The sequence below is a fragment of the Sulfitobacter delicatus genome (assembly GCF_900102535.1).
Lineage (GTDB): Bacteria > Pseudomonadota > Alphaproteobacteria > Rhodobacterales > Rhodobacteraceae > Sulfitobacter > Sulfitobacter delicatus.
This window is the reverse complement of record NZ_FNBP01000012.1, coordinates 1-19413: the sequence shown is the minus strand read 5'-3', so window position 1 is coordinate 19413 and position 19413 is coordinate 1. Positions and strand designations below refer to the sequence as shown.

At 61.4% G+C, this 19413-nt stretch carries 23 protein-coding genes; 8 read left to right on the top strand and 15 right to left on the bottom strand.

All coding sequences use genetic code 11. From position 1 onward, the window contains the following. Nucleotides 1–14: 14 nt before the first annotated feature. The 10 genes from BLS57_RS16695 to BLS57_RS16650 form a co-directional block, all read right to left on the bottom strand. Nucleotides 15–272, bottom strand: coding sequence for a DUF6525 family protein (locus BLS57_RS16695; RefSeq protein WP_093743792.1), 258 nt, complete (start codon nt 270–272; stop codon nt 15–17). 3 nt (nt 273–275) lie between these two features. After that, nucleotides 276–932, bottom strand: coding sequence for a ZinT family metal-binding protein (locus tag BLS57_RS16690; RefSeq protein ID WP_093743791.1), 657 nt, complete (start codon nt 930–932; stop codon nt 276–278). Nucleotides 933–1039: 107 nt separating this feature from the next. After that, complete coding sequence (locus BLS57_RS16685; protein WP_244153718.1) at nt 1040–1711, bottom strand: lysozyme family protein; 672 nt, start codon at nt 1709–1711, stop codon at nt 1040–1042. A 204-nt stretch (nt 1712–1915) separates the two neighbouring features. Beyond that, nucleotides 1916–2485 carry a hypothetical protein gene (locus tag BLS57_RS16680; protein WP_093743789.1) on the bottom strand — a complete coding sequence of 190 codons (570 nt, stop codon included), beginning with the start codon at nt 2483–2485 and terminating at the stop codon, nt 1916–1918. 231 nt (nt 2486–2716) lie between these two features. Continuing rightward, entirely contained in the window at nt 2717–3187 is a 471-nt protein-coding gene (locus BLS57_RS16675) for an Hsp20 family protein (protein WP_093743879.1), read from the bottom strand. Nucleotides 3188–3348: 161 nt separating this feature from the next. Then, nucleotides 3349–4164 (bottom strand): trypsin-like serine peptidase, encoded by an 816-nt coding sequence (locus BLS57_RS16670; protein ID WP_208597596.1) that lies wholly within the window; start codon nt 4162–4164, stop codon nt 3349–3351. Between the two features lie 67 nt (nt 4165–4231). Then, nucleotides 4232–5554, bottom strand: coding sequence for a glycolate oxidase subunit GlcF (gene glcF / locus BLS57_RS16665; protein ID WP_093743788.1), 1323 nt, complete (start codon nt 5552–5554; stop codon nt 4232–4234). 14 nt (nt 5555–5568) lie between these two features. Beyond that, nucleotides 5569–5937, bottom strand: coding sequence for a hypothetical protein (locus BLS57_RS16660; RefSeq protein ID WP_093743787.1), 369 nt, complete (start codon nt 5935–5937; stop codon nt 5569–5571). After that, nucleotides 5934–7049 carry an FAD-binding protein gene (locus BLS57_RS16655; protein ID WP_093743877.1) on the bottom strand — a complete coding sequence of 372 codons (1116 nt, stop codon included), beginning with the start codon at nt 7047–7049 and terminating at the stop codon, nt 5934–5936. The genes BLS57_RS16660 and BLS57_RS16655 overlap by 4 nt, the downstream gene beginning before the upstream one ends. Further along, on the bottom strand, nt 7046–8497 hold the full coding sequence (locus tag BLS57_RS16650; protein WP_093743786.1) for an FAD-linked oxidase C-terminal domain-containing protein: 1452 nt from the start codon (nt 8495–8497) through the stop codon (nt 7046–7048). The genes BLS57_RS16655 and BLS57_RS16650 overlap by 4 nt, the downstream gene beginning before the upstream one ends. A 178-nt stretch (nt 8498–8675) precedes the next feature. Here BLS57_RS16650 and BLS57_RS16645 point away from each other — a divergent pair, with 178 nt between their 5' ends. Then, the gene (locus BLS57_RS16645) at nt 8676–9032 is read left to right on the top strand and encodes a hypothetical protein (RefSeq protein ID WP_093743785.1); all 357 of its coding nucleotides are present in this window, start codon (nt 8676–8678) and stop codon (nt 9030–9032) included. A gap of 29 nt (nt 9033–9061) precedes the next feature. Here BLS57_RS16645 and BLS57_RS16640 read toward each other — a convergent pair whose 3' ends face one another. The 4 genes from BLS57_RS16640 to BLS57_RS16625 form a co-directional block, all read right to left on the bottom strand. Continuing rightward, entirely contained in the window at nt 9062–9457 is a 396-nt protein-coding gene (locus tag BLS57_RS16640; RefSeq protein WP_093743784.1) for a VOC family protein, read from the bottom strand. 80 nt (nt 9458–9537) lie between these two features. Next, entirely contained in the window at nt 9538–10008 is a 471-nt protein-coding gene (gene rlmH, locus BLS57_RS16635) for a 23S rRNA (pseudouridine(1915)-N(3))-methyltransferase RlmH (RefSeq protein ID WP_093743783.1), read from the bottom strand. A 23-nt stretch (nt 10009–10031) separates the two neighbouring features. Next, on the bottom strand, nt 10032–10403 hold the full coding sequence (rsfS, locus tag BLS57_RS16630; RefSeq protein ID WP_093743876.1) for a ribosome silencing factor: 372 nt from the start codon (nt 10401–10403) through the stop codon (nt 10032–10034). Between the two features lie 185 nt (nt 10404–10588). Then, nucleotides 10589–11944 carry a mechanosensitive ion channel family protein gene (locus tag BLS57_RS16625; RefSeq protein ID WP_093743782.1) on the bottom strand — a complete coding sequence of 452 codons (1356 nt, stop codon included), beginning with the start codon at nt 11942–11944 and terminating at the stop codon, nt 10589–10591. 266 nt (nt 11945–12210) lie between these two features. On the opposite strand from BLS57_RS16625, the gene leuC reads away from it, so the two are divergent. Beyond that, nucleotides 12211–13617, top strand: a complete 1407-nt coding sequence (gene leuC / locus BLS57_RS16620) for a 3-isopropylmalate dehydratase large subunit (RefSeq protein ID WP_093743781.1) — start codon at nt 12211–12213, stop codon at nt 13615–13617. Nucleotides 13618–13655: 38 nt separating this feature from the next. Here the strand turns inward: leuC and BLS57_RS16615 are convergent, their stop codons facing one another. Next, nucleotides 13656–13871, bottom strand: a complete 216-nt coding sequence (locus tag BLS57_RS16615) for a hypervirulence associated TUDOR domain-containing protein (RefSeq protein ID WP_093743780.1) — start codon at nt 13869–13871, stop codon at nt 13656–13658. 78 nt (nt 13872–13949) lie between these two features. Between BLS57_RS16615 and leuD the strand changes: the two genes are divergently transcribed. From leuD to BLS57_RS20095, 6 genes are all read left to right on the top strand, one after another. Next, nucleotides 13950–14555, top strand: coding sequence for a 3-isopropylmalate dehydratase small subunit (gene leuD, locus BLS57_RS16610; protein ID WP_093743779.1), 606 nt, complete (start codon nt 13950–13952; stop codon nt 14553–14555). Between the two features lie 294 nt (nt 14556–14849). Next, entirely contained in the window at nt 14850–15680 is an 831-nt protein-coding gene (locus BLS57_RS16605; protein WP_093743778.1) for a hypothetical protein, read from the top strand. A gap of 23 nt (nt 15681–15703) precedes the next feature. Then, nucleotides 15704–16675 (top strand): endonuclease/exonuclease/phosphatase family protein, encoded by a 972-nt coding sequence (locus BLS57_RS16600; RefSeq protein WP_093743777.1) that lies wholly within the window; start codon nt 15704–15706, stop codon nt 16673–16675. Nucleotides 16676–16744: 69 nt separating this feature from the next. Further along, nucleotides 16745–17851: a 3-isopropylmalate dehydrogenase gene (gene leuB, locus BLS57_RS16595; RefSeq protein ID WP_093743776.1), complete on the top strand. Its 1107-nt coding sequence runs from the start codon at nt 16745–16747 to the stop codon at nt 17849–17851. A 177-nt stretch (nt 17852–18028) separates the two neighbouring features. Beyond that, nucleotides 18029–19075, top strand: a complete 1047-nt coding sequence (locus BLS57_RS16590; RefSeq protein WP_093743775.1) for a pyridoxal-phosphate dependent enzyme — start codon at nt 18029–18031, stop codon at nt 19073–19075. Nucleotides 19076–19169: 94 nt separating this feature from the next. Continuing rightward, the coding region (locus BLS57_RS20095; RefSeq protein WP_341868847.1) for a helix-turn-helix domain-containing protein at nt 19170–19413 on the top strand (244 nt) is incomplete at its 3' end.

Below are 19413 nucleotides of genomic sequence, written 5' to 3'. Positions count from 1 at the left end.
GTTTGCTTTGCGGCTCAGTGTTCCAGGCGATCCTGCGCCAGCATACGGCGCTCCGCGTGGGTGAGGTAAGACAAAGCCTTCGCCACATCCCCCTCACAGCGCTGCATCGCGCGACACCACAATCGATGGGCCGAGCGCGGCGACCATGGAAGCGCTGCTTGGGCCAACCACGCGCGCAGCGGTTGCGGCAAGCGGTCATAGGCTGACATCGGATCACATTGTCGCCGCCGCCGCTTTAGCCCGCTGCGCAGATTACGGGCGGGTTTCGGCATGGGTCAATGCGCCGTCATGTCAGCCGCGATGTCCTCGGCGCTCCAGTCGGCAGGGAAATAGGTAGGCCAGTTGCTCAGTTCCTGCAGCACCGCGGCACGATCGTCGCCCCAGTAGAGGTGGTAGTGATCGACCTTTTCCGGCGCGATGCGGTGGTCACTGAACTGGATAAAACCCGGCGCCTCGGCATCGCCGCTTTCTTTGGCAAAGACATAGCGCACGCCGCGGTTGCCTTTCTCATAGGACAGCACCTCGTACCCGTCGCTCGCATAGCGACCCTGAATGGGCGCGCCATCACGGAAGAAGGTGACGGTTTCCCCTGTGATGGTGATGCGGTCGACATCGGTGCCATAGCCCTGCTCATAGTAGGCGCGATAGTCCTCGGCGCTCTTGTCGCCATGTTCGGCCTTGTGCTGCATCACCGGATCAAGCGCACCTTGCATCAGCAAGGGGTAGACCGACTGCCAGTCGCCTGCCCAATCCGACAGCGGGCGGTCCATGATCTGATCGTCGTCAAAATAGCCTTTGTAAATATCTTCAGCCCCATGGCTATGGGCATGTGCCTTTTCGGACGGCGTGGTGGTGTCAGCTGTAGCTGGGTTGGCAAAAGTCAGGGCAGCGCCGATGGCGAGGGGAAGGAACGCGCTCAAGGTCTTTGACATGGAAATACTCCGGTTGGTCTTAGTAAGTGATTCGATATGTTATATCGTAACAGTAGTTGCCTAACCGACTGGTGCAGCCGCTGCAATCCCTTCTCCCTAGGTAAACCTCAGCTTGGAAAGACCCGCGCCAAGGCCGCGTCAAACCGTGCCCAGCTGATCGACGCCTTGTTGCCCGCGTAGCCAGCATAATGCGACTTGCCGCTGCTGTTCGGCAGCCCGGCCCAAATCTTTGCGAGGTTGTTCATAAAGGCATGGCGGCTGATCTGCCCTGCGCGCAGCCGCGCGAGGCCCGCCTCGGCCAGCAGCACATCGGCCAAACGGTCTTGCAACTGCGGCGAAAAGCGCAGTGCCGGATCGATATCCAGCACACGCATCACCCGTTTGAGAGTCGCAGGAATGAACTGATAACGCCCGATTGCATGGGGCTGTCCGGGGGTACGGTCGATCCAGTGGTAGATCTCGGCCACCGTCATCTGGGTGGGCCGCTTGCCCGGCTTGATCCGCGCCCCGTGTTGTACGGCATCATAGCCATCGCGCCGCGATTCAGCTTCTTCAATCAGCGCCCGGAGGACAAGAACATCAGCTGCGCCTGTACGGGTCAGCGCCGTGGTAGAGAAAGCAGGGTCAAGCGCTGGTCGATCACCGAAGAAGCCCGTCTCGGCACGGCCGATGAAAAGGCTTGGCGCGGTTCGCTTGCCCTTCTCGGGGGCGAGGCTGGCCTGTAGCACAGCGCCCCGTGGGCCATAGGTGCTCGGCAAGAGCGATACTGCTTCGGTCATAGCCAGGGATGGCCATAGGCTGACGGCCATCAAGCCACATATGGGAGCTTTCTGCACAGGCGATTCCGTTCTGGTTTCGCGCGTAACATGGGGTGCAGAAGTTTATATTTTCTTCGGCCGCAGAGAATAGCCGGCAAAAAACCGGCGACGCGGTATGCGTCGCCGGTTCCGAGCACCTTACGCGCTCTGTCGAAACGACCAGCCTTAGTTCGTCTGGGTCTCGGCGGCGGCACCCGCGTCAGTTTTCTGTGCCAAAGCCGCGGCAAATTCTTCGCCGGTCATGCCGATGACCAGTTGGCCCTCTGCGTCGACTTCCTGCGCGATTTTGATCACAGCGCGGTCTGTGCCCGTAGCCAGTTCATCCGCCACGTCGATGGAATAGCGCACCGAACCGTCGGCTTGAGGTTCGGCCTCTTCGACAGTGCCAAGAACGGTGTCATCCGAGGCAACCGCCACGGCGCCTGCGTCCACAGCCACGTTAACATTGACGTTCGCGGCTTGAGCCTTGGCCGTGTCAGCAGCGTTGGACGCGCCAGTGACGGCAGTATCGCCGTTCGCGTTCACGCCTGCAGCGCCCGAGGTGCCCGAGGTGTCGACATTTGCGTCGGCACCCACACCCGCATCAGCGGAGATACCAGCGTCGCCGGCGCTCACATCGGCGTCCGCACCTGCACCGAGGTCCGCAGTTTGCGCCTGTGCAGCGCCTGCGGCCAAGAGGGTGACAACCGCAGTAGAGGCAGTCAGTTTGCGTAGGGAATTTGCATAATTGGTCATGGTTCTTCCTTTCATTGCGCGTGCGCATTCGTGCACGCAGTTGCCCGGGCACGCCTGCCCGGTCCTCCCTCAACACGGCGCATTGAACATGGTTTCGGCGTGGTCTTGATGCAGCAGGAACCTGCCATTTCAGTCGTAAATCTCGGCGGAAAAATTCTGTTCAGCGTGTGGTGCCGGCCACAAAAAAGGCCCGCCAAATGGCGGGCCCCCGAGATCGAAAATGCCGTCGACTTAGTTGACGGATTTCGCGTCAACGACATCTTTCTCGATCGCCTTGAAGTCAGAGGAAATCTCGATCTGACGTGGCTTCAGGGCTTCGGGTACCTGACGCTCAAGCTCGATGTGCAGCATGCCATTGGCATGGGCCGCACCGATCACCTGAACATGATCCGCCAGATGGAAGCGGCGCTCAAACGCGCGGGTGGCGATGCCACGATGGAGGTAGGTCTTGTCCTCATCCTCATCAGCTTTGCGCGCCGAGACGATCAGGGCCTTCTCGCGGACTTCGACGCTCAGGTCGCTGTCCGAGAAGCCTGCGACAGCGATGGAGATACGATAGGAATCGTCGTCAAGCTTTTCGATGTTGTAGGGGGGATAGCTGGGGGTTGCCCCATCATTGGTCAGCACCCGGTCCATCATATTAGCGATCTGATCGAAACCGACGCTGGAACGGTAAAGGGGTGCAAAATCAAACGTACGCATGTGTTCATCCTCATCTTTGAGCGATTGACATATCGAGCCTTCCGCCATCGGACAGGCCCGGTTTTCAAATGCCAAGGCCCTCAAGAGGCACCTCGGCAAAGCTCATATGTGGAGGCTTTTGCGCGCTTTCAAGACCCTGAATGGCGATTTCAAGTTGGACGTTATGGCCGGACGAATTTCGCCCCAGTGCCGCGTTTTTGCTGGTCTACACGCACGCGTTTCCCCGCGGGGCCGGATTCCAGAAACACGCCTTTGCCAGCCACCAATTCGGCCTGCAAGAGCGCCAAGGGTGCGCCGAGGGCGGTGCCGAGGGATACGTGCTCACCTTCCACTTCGGCTTTTGCCGAGACGACGGAAACGATATGCGCTTCTCCTTCGACGATGCTGAAGATCGGCGCGCCACTGGAGCCGAAATCGACCGCGCAGGAAGTCACCAATACACCATCTTGCTGGGCCAGCACCTTGCACACTTCTTGTAGGGACGGCGCTTCGGCGCGGTCGCGGGCATAGCTGACCACGCCGACGTTGTCGCCCGGCCGCGGCCGCGCAGCGGTGCCGAAGGGGCGGATCGTTGTGTTCCGGATCGGGCGGGACAGTTCCAGAAGTGCCAGATCGTTGCGGACCCGACCTGAGGATACCTCACCGTCATAGACATAATCGGGGTGCACTACGGCACGACGGATGTCGCGGTAGGCGCCCGCGCGGCCATTGCGCCAACCGGCGAGGAACTGCACTTCGCCGTGATCGATGCGGGCCTTGGTCTCACGATCAAAAAGGCAATGTGCGGCTGTCAGGACCAGTCGTGGCGCAATCAGCGTGCCAGTGCAAAAGCCGGTACCGCCGATGTCCAGACGCCCCACAGCTTCCCAAGCGGCGGCATCGACACCGTTGTCGAGCGCCTTGAGCCGCGTGTCCTGCGCCACGGCCCCGGTGGCCAAAGTCAGTGCCGCAAGAATACCCGCCAGAAAATGTCGCAAAATGCACCTCGGATTCAGATCTTGTTAAGCGGATATAGAGGGGGTGCGGCGAAAATAGGGCGGTGGATTAGCGCAATCGCGGCACTTCAGGGGCGGGGTCTGCGCCGCGTTCCAAAGCAGGTGGTTTCGGCCCTCCACAGGCCCAATCGAGGAGTTCCACGCTATGCACCACAGGCACGCCAGTGCCCGAGCCGATTTGCATCATGCAGCCGATATTGCCCGCCGCGATAATATCGGGCGACTTAGCCTCTAACGTGCGGATTTTACGTTCTTTTAGCTGTTTGGAAATCTCAGGTTGCATCAAGTTGTAAGTGCCCGCGGAGCCACAGCAAAGGTGGCTGTCGGCAGGTTCGACCACGGTAAAGCCAGCGTCTTTGAGCAGCTTCTTCGGGGCCGTTTTAATCTGCTGGCCATGCTGCAGAGAGCAGGCTGCGTGATAGGCCACGACCATCTCCGGCACGCCGGTAAAAGGAAGCTCCAGTTCCGCCAGCAATTCCGACACATCGCAGGCCAGCGCTGAGACCCGTGCGGCATCTTCGGCCAGCGGGTCGTTGCGGAACATATGGCCATAGTCCTTGACCGTTGTACCGCAGCCTGAAGTGTTGATGACGATTGCGTCCAACCCCTTGCCATCGATCTCGGCAGACCACGCACGGATGTTGCGCGCGGCATGTGCGTGGCTCTCGTCAGTCTTGCCCATATGGTGCGTTAGCGCGCCGCAACAGCCAGCGCCTTCAGCCACCACCACTTCGCAGCCAGCGCGGGTCAGCAGGCGGATCGTAGCGTCGTTGATGTCGGTGTTCAGTGCCCGTTGCGCGCAGCCGGTCATCAGCGCCACACGGCGGATGGCCTTGCCCTCAGCCGGGAAGCTCTGCGGATCATCGTTGCGGCTCACTGGCGGGATCGTCTTCGGCGCCATCTCCAACATCGCTTGCAGGCGTGCATCGGGCATCAGTCGGGCGAAGGGACGCCCGATCTTGGCCCCCAATAGGGCCAGACGAAACCGGGTGGGGTAGGGCAGAATACGCGCCAACATCCAGCGCAGGGCGCGTTCGCCAAAGGGGCGCTTGTAACGCTCTTCGATATAGGCGCGGGCGTGGTCGACCAGATGCATATAATGCACGCCCGAGGGGCAGGTCGTCATGCAGGCGAGACAGGACAGGCAGCGGTCAATATGCTGCACTGTCTTTTCATCCGGGTCGCGGTCGTTCTCCAGCATGTCTTTGATCAGGTAGATGCGCCCCCGCGGGCTGTCCAACTCGTCGCCCAAGACCTGATAGGTCGGGCAGGTCGCGGTGCAGAAGCCGCAGTGGACACAGGCGCGCAGGATCTCGTTGCTGCGCTGCGTATCCGGGTCTTGGAGTTGTTCAGGGGTAAAGGTCGTTTGCATGAAAGCTCCGAGAGTTATGGGCTGCGCAGGAGGTCGGCCAGCACGATGCCAAACCAAGGGACCGTTGTGCTTATTGCGCCAATCGCGCTGCTCCACCGGCGCATGGCGGGTCGCGGGTCAGCCCGGCGCAGCGCTTGCACAACCAAGGCGATGACCCCGATCCAGGCGACCCAGAGTGCTGCGGCGATGGCAACCAGAAGCCAAACGCTTTCGCTCCATTGCGATGTGAGCGCGAAACGGAGGCCGAGGGCGAGGAGAAGGGCCACGAGTACGATGCCCAAGAGCGCGCGCATCGCGCGGGGCGAGGGGGCGGGCTTGGTCAGGCGGAAGAAAGTCCACGGCCCGAGGGCAAAGACAATCAGAAAGGCCAGCGCAAAGGTCACGCTGCCTCCTCCAAAGTTCCGTTCAGAATGCCGCGCGGGTCGAACTGCGCCCGGAGCCCATCTGTCAGTCGGGCCACAGCAGGCGGTTCAGGCTGTTGGCGCGCCAGACTCTGCCGCGTTTCGGCACTTGCCCGCACCAGCGTCGCGTGACCGTCATAGCGCCCGAGCCGGGTCCGCAGGTCCACACCTGTCGACATGCGCAGCCAGATCAGCCCGCCCGCCCAATCGTAGATATGCGACTTTGCCTCCGCCCGCGCGACGATCTCAGGCGCTTGGGAGGGGCGGCAATGCAGGCGCCAGATGTCGCCCTCACCCTGCTGAAAAGCCGTTACATCTCGCTGCGCTTGCCAGGCATCTTCGGATGCATCAGCCTCCAATAGGCCGATCTCGGCCCCCGAAAGCGCCAGCAGGCTACGCAACTGCTCCAACCGGTAGCGCACTGAGGTCTCAAAGCCTTCCAACCGAAGCAGTGTCGTCCGCTCCGCCGGATCATGGGCCGCACCAGTGATTTCAAACGGGCTGCGCATGGCGTGGGCCATTGCGGCAACCGCCGCGCGGTCGTCGAGCCCGGACAAGCAAAGCGTGGCACTGGTTTCTGGCACGGGCAGGACTTTCAGCGACACTTCGGTCAGAACACCGAGGCTCCCGCAGGAGCCTGCCATCAGCTTCACAAGGTCATAGCCGGTGACATTCTTCATCACCCGCCCGCCGTTTTTGACAACACGCCCCGCGCCATCGACAAAGCGCACTCCAAGCAGGAAATCGCGTGCCGCACCAACGGACAGACGCCGGGGACCACTGACATTGGCCGCAAAGACCCCGCCGATGGTCGGCTCGCCGGAGGTGTCGAGCAAGGAGCGGTGATCCATTGGCTCGAAGGCCAGTCGCTGGCCCTCTGCCGCCAATGCAGCTTCAACCTCCGCCAGTGGCGTCCCCGCCTGCGCGACCAGAGTTAGCGCGCCGGGGTCATAAAGACTGATCCCGCTTAACCCCGCGACCGAGAGTGCATCGCCCGGCCCCGCCATGCCACGCGTGTTGCCGCCCCGAACGGACAACGGTCCGTGCGCGCTTCGGATCACGTCGGCCAGTTCGCTCTCGCTTGTCACGCTCATGCCGCCACCGGCCCGCTGCGCCCGCGCCGGGTTTCCGTCACGTCCAGCGGGAAGACCTTGGCCGGGTTCAGAAGCCATGCGGGGTCAAAAACATCCTTCACCGCCAACTGCGCTTCAAGGTCATCGGGGCGGTACTGTTCGTGCATCAGGTCACGCTTTTCGATGCCAACACCATGCTCTCCCGTCAAACAGCCGCCAGCCTCGACACAGAGGCGCAGGATATCCGCCCCAAAGGCCTCGCATTTTTCCAGATCGCCGGGCTTGTTGGCGTCAAAGAGGATCAGAGGGTGCATATTCCCGTCGCCAGCATGGAAGACGTTGCCGACCTTTAACCCGTAGTCTTCCGACATCTCGCCAATGCGCCGCAGCACCATCGGGAGTTCGGTCACCGGGATCGTGCCGTCGAGACACATGTAGTCGTTAATTTGCCCCATCGCGCCGAAGGCGGACTTGCGCCCCAACCAGATCGCAGCGCTTTCCTCGGCGCTGGTGCTTTCGCGCAGTTCGACCGGATTGTGTCGTCGGGCGATCTCGGTGATTAAAGCAAGCTGATGGTCGATCTCGGCGTCCGAGCCTTCGACCTCTACAATCAGTAGCGCCTCGCACATCGGGTAGCCCGCGTGGGCGAACGCCTCTGTCGCTTCGATACAAGGGCGGTCCATAAATTCGATGGCCACAGGCAGAACGCCCGCCTTAATGATGTCGCTCACACAGGCGCCCGCCACGGCGTTATCGTCAAAGCCCATCAGCACGGGCCGCGCGCCTTCGGGTTTGGGCAGGATGCGCAGGGTGGCTTCGGTCACCACGCCCAACTGCCCTTCGGAGCCGCAGATCACGCCCAAAAGGTCCAGCCCGCCCGCATCCATATAACCGCCTCCGATCTCCACCACTTCGCCGTTCATGAGGACGATGGTCACGCCAAGCAGGTTGTTCGTGGTGACCCCGTACTTCAGACAATGGGCACCGCCAGAGTTCATGGCGATATTGCCCGCAATGGCGCAGGCCAGCTGGCTGGAGGGGTCGGGGGCGTAAAAGAACCCGTCTTCCTCGACTGCGCCAGTCACGCTCAGGTTGGTGCGACCGGTTTGTACCCGGATCAGGCGGTCATCGTAGTCGACCTCCAACACTTCGGCCATGCGCGACACGCCCAACACGATGCTGTCGGCGGTGGGGAGAGCACCCCCTGCAAGTGAAGTGCCCGAGCCACGCGGGACGACCGGTACGCCTTCTTCATGGCAGATACGCAGGATGGTGGAGACTTCCTCAGTGCTCGCAGGCAGGGTGACAGCGAGAGGCGGGCACTTATAGGCGGTCAACGCGTCGCATTCATAAGCGCGGGTCTCATGGACGTCATCAATCACCGTAGCATCAGGCAAGGCCGCCCGGAGCCGCGAGACGACCCGCGCTTTGCGCGCGATGATCGTGGCATCTGGTCTTGGCATCTCCATGGTATGTCTCCGGCGGCTGGGGGCGATGAGCTCTTATTTTGTGCATCATGCCGCGCGGCTGGTGCAAATGCACCACTGATTTTGCCCCTTTTGCGGGAAATGCTCTGGCAGCATTGCGCCGATCTTGGAACCACGCCAAATCGCGCTATATATGAGCCAGTTCTTGTGAGTGGTATAAATGTTCAAACGCAGTCTCTTTGCCGCCGTGTTGGCCTTGGCCACACCGGCATTGGCCGACCCCCCGATCATTCAAAATGTGGTCGTCAGTCGGAGCGGAGATCTTTGGAGATTCGATGTCACGATCCGCCATGACGACAGCGGTTGGGACCACTACGCCGACGCTTGGCGTATCGTTGGACTGGAGGGTCAGCCGTTGGGCATGCGTAATCTCGCCCATCCGCATGTGCGTGAGCAGCCTTTCACCCGGTCCCTGTCGGGTGTCCGCATCCCGGAGGGGATCACTGAAGTAGGCATTCAGGCACGAGACAACGTGGACGGCTGGGCGGAGCAGATCAAAACCGTCCGGCTGCCATAGGCAACAGTTCCGCGCTTGAGCCTGCGGCCCTACATCTGAGGTTGGAGCATCGCGGCGCCATTGCCTTCACAGTCTTGGAACGCCACATAGCGGCCGATCCCCGGAAGCTCTGCGGGCTCTCCAAATACGCGCCCGCCTGCTTGTGTGACCCGCTCAATGGCAGCGTCGATACCCTCGACCGAGATCACGACCAAGGGTACCTGTGACGGGTAGTCTTCTTTGTATGGAAACAGACCGCCGTTAATTTCTCCGGGCGTTGTGGGGCGGCTGTCCTTCGTCTCGGTCGTTTCAAGCAAGACATAGTCGCCCATGTCGGAACCCATCTTTTGGGTCTGCCAGCCGAACGCGGCTTCATAGAATTTCGCGGCACGGGCAGCATCGCGATAGGGCATTTCGAAATGAACAACAGGGCAGGGTTTGGGCATGGGGTGGTCCTTTGCTGGGGCGTAGGGTGCAAAGTATACCACATCGTATCGCCCGCTTGGGGCAATTTCCCTAGGCCGAGCTACACCCGATGGTACGGGCCACCCGACAGGATCGCAGCGGCGCGGTAGAGTTGTTCCGCCAGCATCACCCGCACCAGCATATGTGGCCAGACCATCTTGCCAAAGGACAGCGCGTGATCGGCCTGCGCGCGCAGGTTAGGATCAATGCCGTCAGCCCCGCCGATAACAAACGCCAGATCGCCGCGCCCGGCATCGCGCCAGTTGCCCAGACGCTCTGCAAAGGCGGGAGAGGTCTCAACCTTTCCGCGTTCATCCAACACGCAGATCATCGCACCCTGCGGGATCGCGCGTTGCAACAGGACGGCCTCGGCAGCCATGCCGCCGCCCTTTTTGTCTTCCATCTCGACCACCCGCGCAGGGCCAAGGCCCAGACCGCGGCCGGTCCGGTCAAACCGGGTGAGATAGTCGTCAACAAGAGATTTTTCGGGACCGGCACGAAGCCGGCCCATTGCGCAGATATGTACCCGCATGGTTCAGTCCCGCGAAAGCAGGATCAGTGCGGCATGACCGCAGCCGCGTCTTCGCCGCCCAGCCACATCTTTTCAAGCTGGTAGAACTCACGCACTTCGGGGCGGAACACATGCACGACGACATCACCGGTGTCGATCAAGACCCAGTCACCGGTTTCGCGGCCTTCCATCTTGGACGTACGCCCAGTGGCATCTTTCACGGCCTGCGCCAGCTTTTCCGAGATCGCGGACACTTGCCGCGTGGAGCGGCCCGAACAGATCACCATATAGTCGCCGATGGCCGTCTTGCCGCGCAGGTCAATCTGCACGATGTCTTCGGCCTTGTCGTCATTCAGCGAGGAAAGGATGAGCGCCAGCAGGTCGTCGCTGGTTTCGATTTGCGGAGCGGCAGTCATTGCGGCCCCATGGTCAGCAGCCTGCGCTGCGTCAACGTTAAGAGACAGGACATCGTCCTCCTTCATAATGCACCCGCCAATGCTGAACGCTTGCCCCGGTGCCAGGCTCCCCCAATTTAGCGATATGGGGCGGATTTTTCAATGGATCGCGTGTCAGGAGCGTTAACCGTGGCGCAAAATCCCGCTTAGTCCGGCAGATCGCTCGCTGCAGCGCGGCGCGACAGGGCCAGATGGCTGTCTTCAACCACTTTTACTTCGCGTTGCGGGAAGGGGATGGAGATGCCGTTTTCCTTAAACGCATCCCAAAGCGCCAGATAGACATTGCCGCGAATGTTGGTCAGCCCACCGGTCGGGTCTTTGATCCAAAAGCGTAGAATGTAATCCACCGACGAATCGCCAAAGCCGACGATGTGGCAGACGGGGGCCTTGTAGCTCAGCACCCGGTCGACGCCTTGGGCGGCATCTACCGCCAATTTGCGCACCACATGGGGGTCATCGGCATAGGCTGTACCGAAGAAGATATCGAGCCGCACAAAGTCGTTGGAGTGGGACCAGTTCACCACTTGGCCGGTGATCAAATCTTCGTTCGGGATCAGATATTCCTTGCCGTCCCGCGTGACCACAGAGGCATAGCGCGCGCCCAAGGTCTGGATCCAGCCAAAGGTCTCGCCCAAACTGATCACGTCACCGGGCTTGATTGACTTATCCAGCAGGATGATCACCCCAGAGACAAGGTTCGACACGACCTTCTGCAAGCCAAAGCCAAGGCCTACACCAATCGCGCCCGAAAGCACCGCCAACCCGGTCAGATCAATCCCCACGGCCCGCACACCGATAAAGAACGCCGCGCCATAGAGAACGATTTGCAGTCCTTTGACTGCGAGCACCTGCATTGAGGGGCTGATGTCTTCATTCTTGCGGATCGTGGCGGCGGTGGTGGTGGAAATCAGCCGCGCACCGGTTAACAGCGCGCCGATCACCACCAGCGCGGTCAGGATGGCCAGAACCGACAGGCGGAACTCGCCGATGTTCAGCGCCAGACCATCAAGGAACTGTGCCACGTCATCATCGACGCTCAGCATATAGAGTGTGGCGTAAATCCATAGGCCCCATGTCACCATCCGCCGCAATGGACGGTTGCGCACCAGACGCGCGGCAAAGGCGATGCCGACATAGATCGCGGCCAAGGTGGCTGCCAACCCGATCAGATAGGACCGCGACGGCCAAGTGACATTCTGCATCACCTGATAAAGTCCACCCGCCAGCAGGGCGAACCACATCAGCCCCAGCCGTCGCCGCAGTTGCACCACCACCCGCAATTGCCATTTCGACCAGCCCTCGCGGGAGCGGACCCAGTTTTGCAGCATGGTCCCGGTGATCCGGTGCAAGACCCATGCCAGTGCCACCAGTGCTAGAAGGATCAGGATTTGGTTCTGCCGCCAGCCGGGGCTGAGAACGCTCTGGCCAAAGTGCACAACGCCATCAAACAGCGCCATCAACGACAGGAAGAAATCCGAAAAGGGTTGGGTCTGTAGGTCCATGTACGGCCTTTAAAGCTTTGGAAAATCAGCGTGGCACAGCCCCCGTCGCAGAGCAAGAAGCCCCGCATTAGTCAGAGCCCACGATGCCACCTTGCAGGACTCACCTCGGCTCTATATCCCTTGCCCCATGATACTGGTGTTTGACCTTTGCGACCGTGCGCGTCTGCGCGAACGCTTCTTCGGCGCGACGCATAGCGTTCTCGCTCGGGCTTAAGCCGACCTTTCGCCACACCCTTTGCCATTCCAAACCACGGGAGAGGACCATCATGTCCCCCAAGACGCTCTATGACAAAATCTGGGATGCCCATGTCGTGCACGAAGCCGACGACGGCACCTGCCTGCTCTATATCGACCGCCATCTGGTCCACGAAGTGACCAGCCCACAAGCCTTTGAAGGGCTGCGCATGTCGGGCCGCACCGTGCGCGCGCCGGACAAGACCATCGCCGTGCCGGACCACAACGTGCCCACAACCGAAGGCCGCGAAGACCCGGCGGCGATGACCGAAGACAGCCGCATTCAGGTCTCGGCGCTTGATAAAAACGCCCGCGAGTTCGGCGTGCATTATTATCCCGTCTCGGACGTGCGCCAAGGCATCGTGCATATCGTCGGGCCCGAGCAGGGTTGGACCCTGCCGGGCATGACTGTGGTCTGCGGTGACAGCCACACCGCGACCCATGGTGCGTTCGGCGCGCTGGCGCATGGCATCGGCACCTCGGAGGTTGAGCATGTCCTTGCCACCCAGACGCTGATCCAGCGCAAGGGCAAGAACATGAAAGTCGAGATCACCGGCAAGCTGCGCCCCGGCGTCACCGCTAAGGACATCACCCTGTCGGTCATCGGCGCCACCGGCACCGCGGGCGGCACCGGCTATGTGATCGAGTATTGCGGCGAAGCAATCCGCGATCTGTCGATGGAAGGCCGCATGACCGTCTGCAACATGGCGATCGAAGGCGGCGCACGTGCGGGCCTGATCGCGCCGGACGAAAAGACCTTCGAGTATTGCAAAGGCCGCCCCCACGCCCCGAAAGGCGCACAGTGGGAAGCGGCGATGGACTGGTGGAAGACGCTCTATTCCGATGATGACGCTCATTGGGACAAGGTCGTCACGCTGAAAGGCGAAGACATCGCGCCAGTTGTGACTTGGGGCACCTCGCCCGAAGACGTGCTGCCGATCACCTCGGTTGTTCCTGCGCCCGAAGATTTCAAAGGCGGCAAGGTCGATGCGGTGAAGCGTGCGCTGGAATATATGGACCTGAAGCCGGGCCAGAAACTGACCGACATCCAGATCGACACGGTCTTTATCGGCTCCTGCACCAACGGCCGCATCGAAGACCTGCGCGCCGCTGCTGCCGTGCTGAAAGGCAAAAAGATCAAGGACGGGCTGCGCGCCATGGTCGTGCCCGGCTCGGGCCTCGTGCGCGCTCAGGCCGAAGAAGAAGGGCTGGCGGACATCTTTCGCGAGGCCGGTTTTGAATGGCGTCTGGCGGGCTGCTCCATGTGTCTGGCGATGAACCCCGACCAGCTCGCCCCCGGCGAACGCTGTGCGGCGACGTCAAACCGCAACTTCGAGGGGCGTCAGGGCTATAAAGGGCGCACGCATCTTGTGTCCCCCGGCATGGCCGCGGCGGCAGCCCTCACCGGCCACCTGACCGACGGGCGCGAACTGGCGTGAGCGGGCGGGGAATGGATACCGGGCGGTTTGCGCAGGGCTCAGTTGGCCTTGCGGAGCTCGCTGCCGGACTTCAGCACTTCGCTGCCGTCGTCCTGCTCGATCTTATAGGCTGGTTCGTCATCAGACGCTTTGCGGGTCACCTCGCTGCCGTCAATCTTCAGCGTGATCTTCTGCGTGTATTTCTTGACGATCTTGCCGGTCCCGGTGCCATTGCCCCAATCCCATTCCACCTTCGTGCCGGTTTGGTACGACATGCCGTGCCCTCCTGATACCCAATAGCCTGAAACGCGCCGCAGGGCGGCAAAGTTCCGGCGAGACCAAAGGACAACCCGATGGAAAAATTTACAGAAATCACCGGCACCGCGGCCCCCATGCCGCTGGTGAACATCGACACCGACATGATCATTCCCAAAGTGTTTCTTAAGACGATCAAACGCTCCGGCCTTGGTGTGAACCTCTTTGACGAGATGCGTTATGACCGTGAAGGCAACGAGATCCCCGATTTCGTGCTGAACCAGCCGCAGTACCGCGATGCGCAGATCCTCGTCGCGGGCGACAATTTCGGCTGCGGCTCTTCGCGCGAACACGCCCCTTGGGCGATCAAGGACTTCGGCATCCGCTGCGTCATCGCGCCCAGCTTTGCCGACATCTTTCACAACAACTGCTTTAAGAACGGCATCCTGCCCATCGCGCTGCCGCAAGAGCAGGTCGATGTGCTGATGAAAGACGCCGAAAAGGGCTCCAACGCCCGGATGACGATTGATCTGGTGAACCAGACTGTCACCACGTCGGATGGCGAGCAGTTCTCCTTTGAGGTCGACGCCTTTAAAAAGCACTGCCTGCTCGAAGGGTTGGACGACATCGGGCTTACGCTGGAAAAAGCATCTTCAATCGATACCTATGAGGAATCGCTGAACCAAAGCCGCCCTTGGGTCTGACCCCGGCGGCAGAAGTGCAGAGCTCTTGATCATCTCAACTTGTGGGCGCATATGCGGCGCCCACAATATCTTGCGGCCCGTCATTCTTCCGCCACGGAAATGATGCAAGAACGCACCACCTTCACCTTCAAAACGCCCCATCCATTCGCTGTTCTTCAGGGGAAGCCTTGAGACACATGGGGAAAGAAGGCACAATTTGGGCAAGAATGAGGCAAACCCCGGAAGCGGGGCACATCAAGTTGGGATAAGCACGCGGCAACGTATCGCGGCTGGCCAGTTTGGAAGGGCAGAATAGTGATTGGACGTATGACAGGCGCGGCAACGCGTGGCCTATTGGTGGCTCTATTGATCGCCACCCCCGCGCTCCTGCTTCCCGGCTCAGATGCTGAGGCCAGTCAGATCACGCTCCTTGTCGGTTTCGTGGCCGCCTTTCTCACTTTCCTCGAATATAATTCGCGCTTGCCCAGCATTGTTGAGTTCCGCGATGCGCCGCCGTTCAACCGCCTGCGATTTATCAGCCTTCTGGTCACCGTCGTTGTTCTGGCACTGATCGCACGCGGCCAGACCTACCCGACGATGCTCACCGCCGGGCTGACCTCGCTCGGCACGATCCTGGGCAATGCGATTGATTTCCCCTATTCGCCCGTGCGCCTTGTGGTGCTGATGCTTCCAGCCGACGCGGCCCCTGAAACCGTCAGCCTTGTGCGCACGGCGGCTGGGCTCGCCTATCTCACGTCGCTGGTCGCGCTGACCGCCTTTGTCGTCCTTGTCCGCGTGATGGGCTGGCCCGCACGGCGCGGAGCCTTCAACGTCTGGGTTAACCTGCCTCTGTTTGACCCGACCGCCGGCGGTGACGTTTTGGTGCGTCTGCAGCGGGATTCGCGGTTCAATATCGCCCTCGGCTTCCTGCTGCCCTTTGTCATCCCCGCAGTGGTCAAGGCGGCCGCCGATCTGGTAGACCCGATCTCACTGAGCAATTCGCAAACCATGATCTGGACGATAAGCGCATGGGCCTTCCTGCCTGCCAGTATGATCATGCGGGGCATCGCCATGGGGCGTGTGGCCGAGATGATCCAAGACAAGCGCCGCCGCGCCTACGCCGACGCGCATTTGCAGGCGGCCTGATCCGCACGCTCTTAGCCGCCTTAATGCTGCTCGCCAGCATGGCGCAGGCAGACCCCCTGCGCATCGCTACGTTCAATACCGAACTATCGCGCAAAGGCCCCGGTCTGCTGCTCCGCGATATCCTGCGGGGTGACGACCCCGCGGTTGCCTCTGTCATGGACGCGATCCTCTCCATCGCCCCCGACATCATCGTCCTACAGGGCATTGACTATGACCTAGAGGGGCGCGCGCTAAACGCACTGGCCGATAGTTTAACCGCCGCTGGCCTATCTTATCCGCATCGCTTTGCAGGGCCGCCCAATGCTGGCCGACAAAGCGATTTGGACCTCGACGGCGACGGCAAACGCTCTGGCCCGGGCGATGCGCAGGGCTATGGCCGGTTCTTCGGGCAGGGGGCCATGGCGATCCTGTCCCAACACCCATTCGTGTTGAACGAGCTTCAGGATTTCAGCGCATTCTTGTGGAAAGACCTCCCAGACACTCTCTACCCCATGGTCAACGGCACCCCATTCGCAGGTCTGGACGCCCAGGGCGCACAGCGTCTCTCCTCCAACAGCCATTGGTCGCTGCCCGTCCAAACGCCTGAATATGGCTCAGTCACCCTGCTGACATACCACGCTACGCCCCCGGTTTTCGACGGACCTGAAGACCGCAATGGCCGCCGCAACCACGACGAAACCGCTTTCTGGCGCCATCATATCGAAGGTCGGATCGGCACCACACCGAAAGGTCCATTCATCCTGCTGGGCGACGCCAACCTCGACCCGCACCGCGGTGACGGACGCGGGGAAGCGATCACTTCTCTGCTCACCCACTCTGCGCTGCAAGACCCGCTGCCTGACATCCCCACCGTAAACTGGCCACGCACCGGCCCCATGCGGGTTGACTACATCCTCCCCTCGCGCGACTGGCAGATCGTCGATGCAGGGGTACACTGGGCGAAGGGCGACGTCGCCAGCCGCCACGCGCTCGTCTGGGTCGATCTGACCCGCTGACGTGCCCCTGTCTTGACCCTCCGGAAAGCGCAGGCTACCCCGTTCGCAACAGCATTTCAGGAGTTTCCCATGGCCAACCCATCCTTGCTCATCCTTCCCGGCGACGGCATCGGCCCCGAGGTCATGGCGCAGGTCACGCGCATCATCGACTGGTTCGGCGAAAAGCGCGATCTGGCCTTCGACGTAGAGCATGATCTGGTCGGTGGTGCTGCCTATGACAAACACGGCACGCCCCTGCATGACGACACAATGGCCCGCGCGCTCGAGGTGGACGCAGTGCTCTTGGGCGCGGTGGGCGGCCCGAAATACGACGACCTCGATTTCTCAGTAAAACCCGAACGCGGCCTCCTGCGCCTGCGCAAGGAAATGGACCTCTTTTCCAACCTGCGCCCCGCGCAATGCTTTGACGCCCTGGCCGATTTCTCCTCGCTGAAGAAAGACATCGTCGCAGGCCTCGACATCATGATCGTGCGCGAACTGACCTCCGGCGTCTACTTCGGCGAACCGCGCGGCATCTTTGAAGAAGGCAACGAACACGTCGGCATCAACACACAGCGCTACACCGAAAGCGAGATTGAACGCGTCGCCCGCTCGGCCTTCGAGTTGGCCCGCCGCCGCGGCAGCAAAGTCTGCTCGATGGAAAAAGCCAATGTGATGGAAAGCGGCATCCTCTGGCGCGAAGTCACCCAGCGGGTCCGCGACGCCGAATACCCCGACATTGAACTCAGCCACATGTACGCCGACAACGGCGCCATGCAACTTGTCCGCGCCCCCAAGCAATTCGACGTCATTGTCACCGACAACCTCTTCGGCGACATCCTGAGCGACTGTGCCGCGATGCTGACCGGCAGCCTCGGCATGCTGCCCTCCGCCAGTCTCGGCGCCCCTAATGCTGACGGCCGTCCCAAAGCGCTTTACGAGCCCGTCCACGGCTCCGCACCCGACATTGCGGGCCAAGGCAAAGCCAACCCGATCGCCTGTATCCTCAGCTTCGCCATGGCGCTGCGCTATTCCTTTGACCAAGGCGACGAAGCCGCACGTCTGGAGAAAGCCGTCGAACAAGCGCTGGCCGACGGCGCCCGCACGCCCGACCTCATGGGCCCCGAAGGCGGCACCCCCATCACCACCGAAGAAATGGGCGACGCCATCCTCAAAGCCCTCGACGCCAGCCTCTAAGCCACCACGGCGGGGCTCACACCCCGCCCCCCCCCTTTTCATCCTTTCTTAAATACCCGCGGGGGAATCGCGCCTCTGGCGCGATGGGGGCAGCGCCCCCTCCCTTCGCTTCATCCATCAGCTAACCGCCGTCATTAGCACCTTGCCGCCCACCACGAAGCCCGGCTACCCTGCGGTATGGATCACCTCAGCAACCCGTTCCGGACAATTGGCCTCGACCACCCCGACCTCGCCAATATCCCCTGGCCGAGCGCGAATGCTTCCGTCACCTCCGAACTATTAGCGCGCTGCCCTGTGGCCGCGACGACCCCGTTGCAAGCCGCGCCTGAACTCGCGGCCCGGTCGGGTATTGCCCAACTCTACGTCAAGGATGAGCGCAGCCGAATGGGCCTCGGCAGTTTCAAGGCGCTTGGTGCGGCGAATGTCATCGCCCAGCATGCGCAGAGCGGCACCGCCGCTGACCAAACCTATGTCACGGCCTCCGCCGGCAATCATGGGCTATCGGTCGCTGCAAGTGCTCGGGTCTTTGGCGCGCGGTCGCGGGTATTTTTAGCTGAAAGCGTGCCTGAATCCTTCGCGCAACGTTTGCGAAAGGAGGGCGCGGAGGTGGTCCGGGCGGGAAACACCTATGAAGAGAGTATGAGCGCCGCCGAAGAGAACGCGCAGCTTACAGGGGGCACGTTGCTCTCGGATTCGTCTTGGGTTGGATATACCGACCTGCCGCACCTGTTGATGGAGGGCTACACGGCGATGATGGCCGAAGTAGTTGCGCAGATGTCCGAACCGCCCACGCATATCTTCTTGCAAGCCGGGGTCGGCGGGCTGGCCGCCGCCTGCGCAGCTCATGCCCGGCAGGCTTGGGGCGATGCGCCGATCATCATCGTCGTCGAGCCCGAATTTGCCCCTGCGCTCTATGGCTCGATTGCGGGTTCCGCGCCTGTGACTTCCGAAGGGCCCGCTTCCTGCATGGGGCGGCTCGACTGCAAAGCGCCCTCGCTAATAGCCCTCAAGGGGCTGGCACGCGACGCAGATCATTTCCTTACGATCACCGAAAAAGAGGCTCAGGTTGGGGTGGCGCGGGCAGAGCCCGCGGGCCTTACCTCTACCCCGTCAGGCGCGGCAGGGCTGGCTGCGTTGCTGGCCGCTGGGTCGCACCGAAACGCCTTACAGATTGACACGAACGCGCGGGCGCTCGTCATTCTGTCTGAGGCCGCGGTGGCTTGAGCGCCGCGCCTTAAAGCGCTTCTAACAAAACCTGAATCGCCGGGGATTCCCAAACTGGTCTGATTGTGATTCATCCTGTTTGGGAGGATGAACTATGTCAGCACCTTTGCCATCAGCGCTTCGGGCGCGGTTTCAGAGATATATTGAGGAAGGGTTAAGCGGGCGAGCGGCGGCAGCGCGCTTGAAGCTGTCGCCAGCAACGGGCGCACGATGGCGGCATCAGATCCAAACGACGGGCCGGGCTGATCCTGCCGTACAGGGTCGTCCAAAAGGGTCAGGGAAATTGGCACCCCATGTTGGTTTTTTCGAAGAGTTGATTGCTCAAGACCCTGATATCA

Coding starts and splice junctions, on each gene's coding strand:
- BLS57_RS16695 (WP_093743792.1), bottom strand. CDS start 272: ATGCCGAAACCCGCCCGTAATCTGCGCAGCGGGCTAAAGCGGCGGCGG.
- BLS57_RS16650 (WP_093743786.1), bottom strand. CDS start 8,497: ATGGAGATGCCAAGACCAGATGCCACGATCATCGCGCGCAAAGCGCGG.
- glcF (WP_093743788.1), bottom strand. CDS start 5,554: ATGCAAACGACCTTTACCCCTGAACAACTCCAAGACCCGGATACGCAG.
- leuB (WP_093743776.1), top strand. CDS start 16,745: ATGGCCAACCCATCCTTGCTCATCCTTCCCGGCGACGGCATCGGCCCC.
- rsfS (WP_093743876.1), bottom strand. CDS start 10,403: ATGACTGCCGCTCCGCAAATCGAAACCAGCGACGACCTGCTGGCGCTC.
- BLS57_RS16615 (WP_093743780.1), bottom strand. CDS start 13,871: ATGTCGTACCAAACCGGCACGAAGGTGGAATGGGATTGGGGCAATGGC.
- BLS57_RS16680 (WP_093743789.1), bottom strand. CDS start 2,485: ATGACCAATTATGCAAATTCCCTACGCAAACTGACTGCCTCTACTGCG.
- BLS57_RS16640 (WP_093743784.1), bottom strand. CDS start 9,457: ATGCCCAAACCCTGCCCTGTTGTTCATTTCGAAATGCCCTATCGCGAT.
- BLS57_RS16590 (WP_093743775.1), top strand. CDS start 18,029: ATGGATCACCTCAGCAACCCGTTCCGGACAATTGGCCTCGACCACCCC.
- BLS57_RS16625 (WP_093743782.1), bottom strand. CDS start 11,944: ATGGACCTACAGACCCAACCCTTTTCGGATTTCTTCCTGTCGTTGATG.
- leuD (WP_093743779.1), top strand. CDS start 13,950: ATGGAAAAATTTACAGAAATCACCGGCACCGCGGCCCCCATGCCGCTG.
- leuC (WP_093743781.1), top strand. CDS start 12,211: ATGTCCCCCAAGACGCTCTATGACAAAATCTGGGATGCCCATGTCGTG.
- BLS57_RS16600 (WP_093743777.1), top strand. CDS start 15,704: ATGCTGCTCGCCAGCATGGCGCAGGCAGACCCCCTGCGCATCGCTACG.
- rlmH (WP_093743783.1), bottom strand. CDS start 10,008: ATGCGGGTACATATCTGCGCAATGGGCCGGCTTCGTGCCGGTCCCGAA.
- BLS57_RS16685 (WP_244153718.1), bottom strand. CDS start 1,711: ATGACCGAAGCAGTATCGCTCTTGCCGAGCACCTATGGCCCACGGGGC.
- BLS57_RS16690 (WP_093743791.1), bottom strand. CDS start 932: ATGTCAAAGACCTTGAGCGCGTTCCTTCCCCTCGCCATCGGCGCTGCC.
- BLS57_RS16675 (WP_093743879.1), bottom strand. CDS start 3,187: ATGCGTACGTTTGATTTTGCACCCCTTTACCGTTCCAGCGTCGGTTTC.
- BLS57_RS16655 (WP_093743877.1), bottom strand. CDS start 7,049: ATGAGCGTGACAAGCGAGAGCGAACTGGCCGACGTGATCCGAAGCGCG.
- BLS57_RS16645 (WP_093743785.1), top strand. CDS start 8,676: ATGTTCAAACGCAGTCTCTTTGCCGCCGTGTTGGCCTTGGCCACACCG.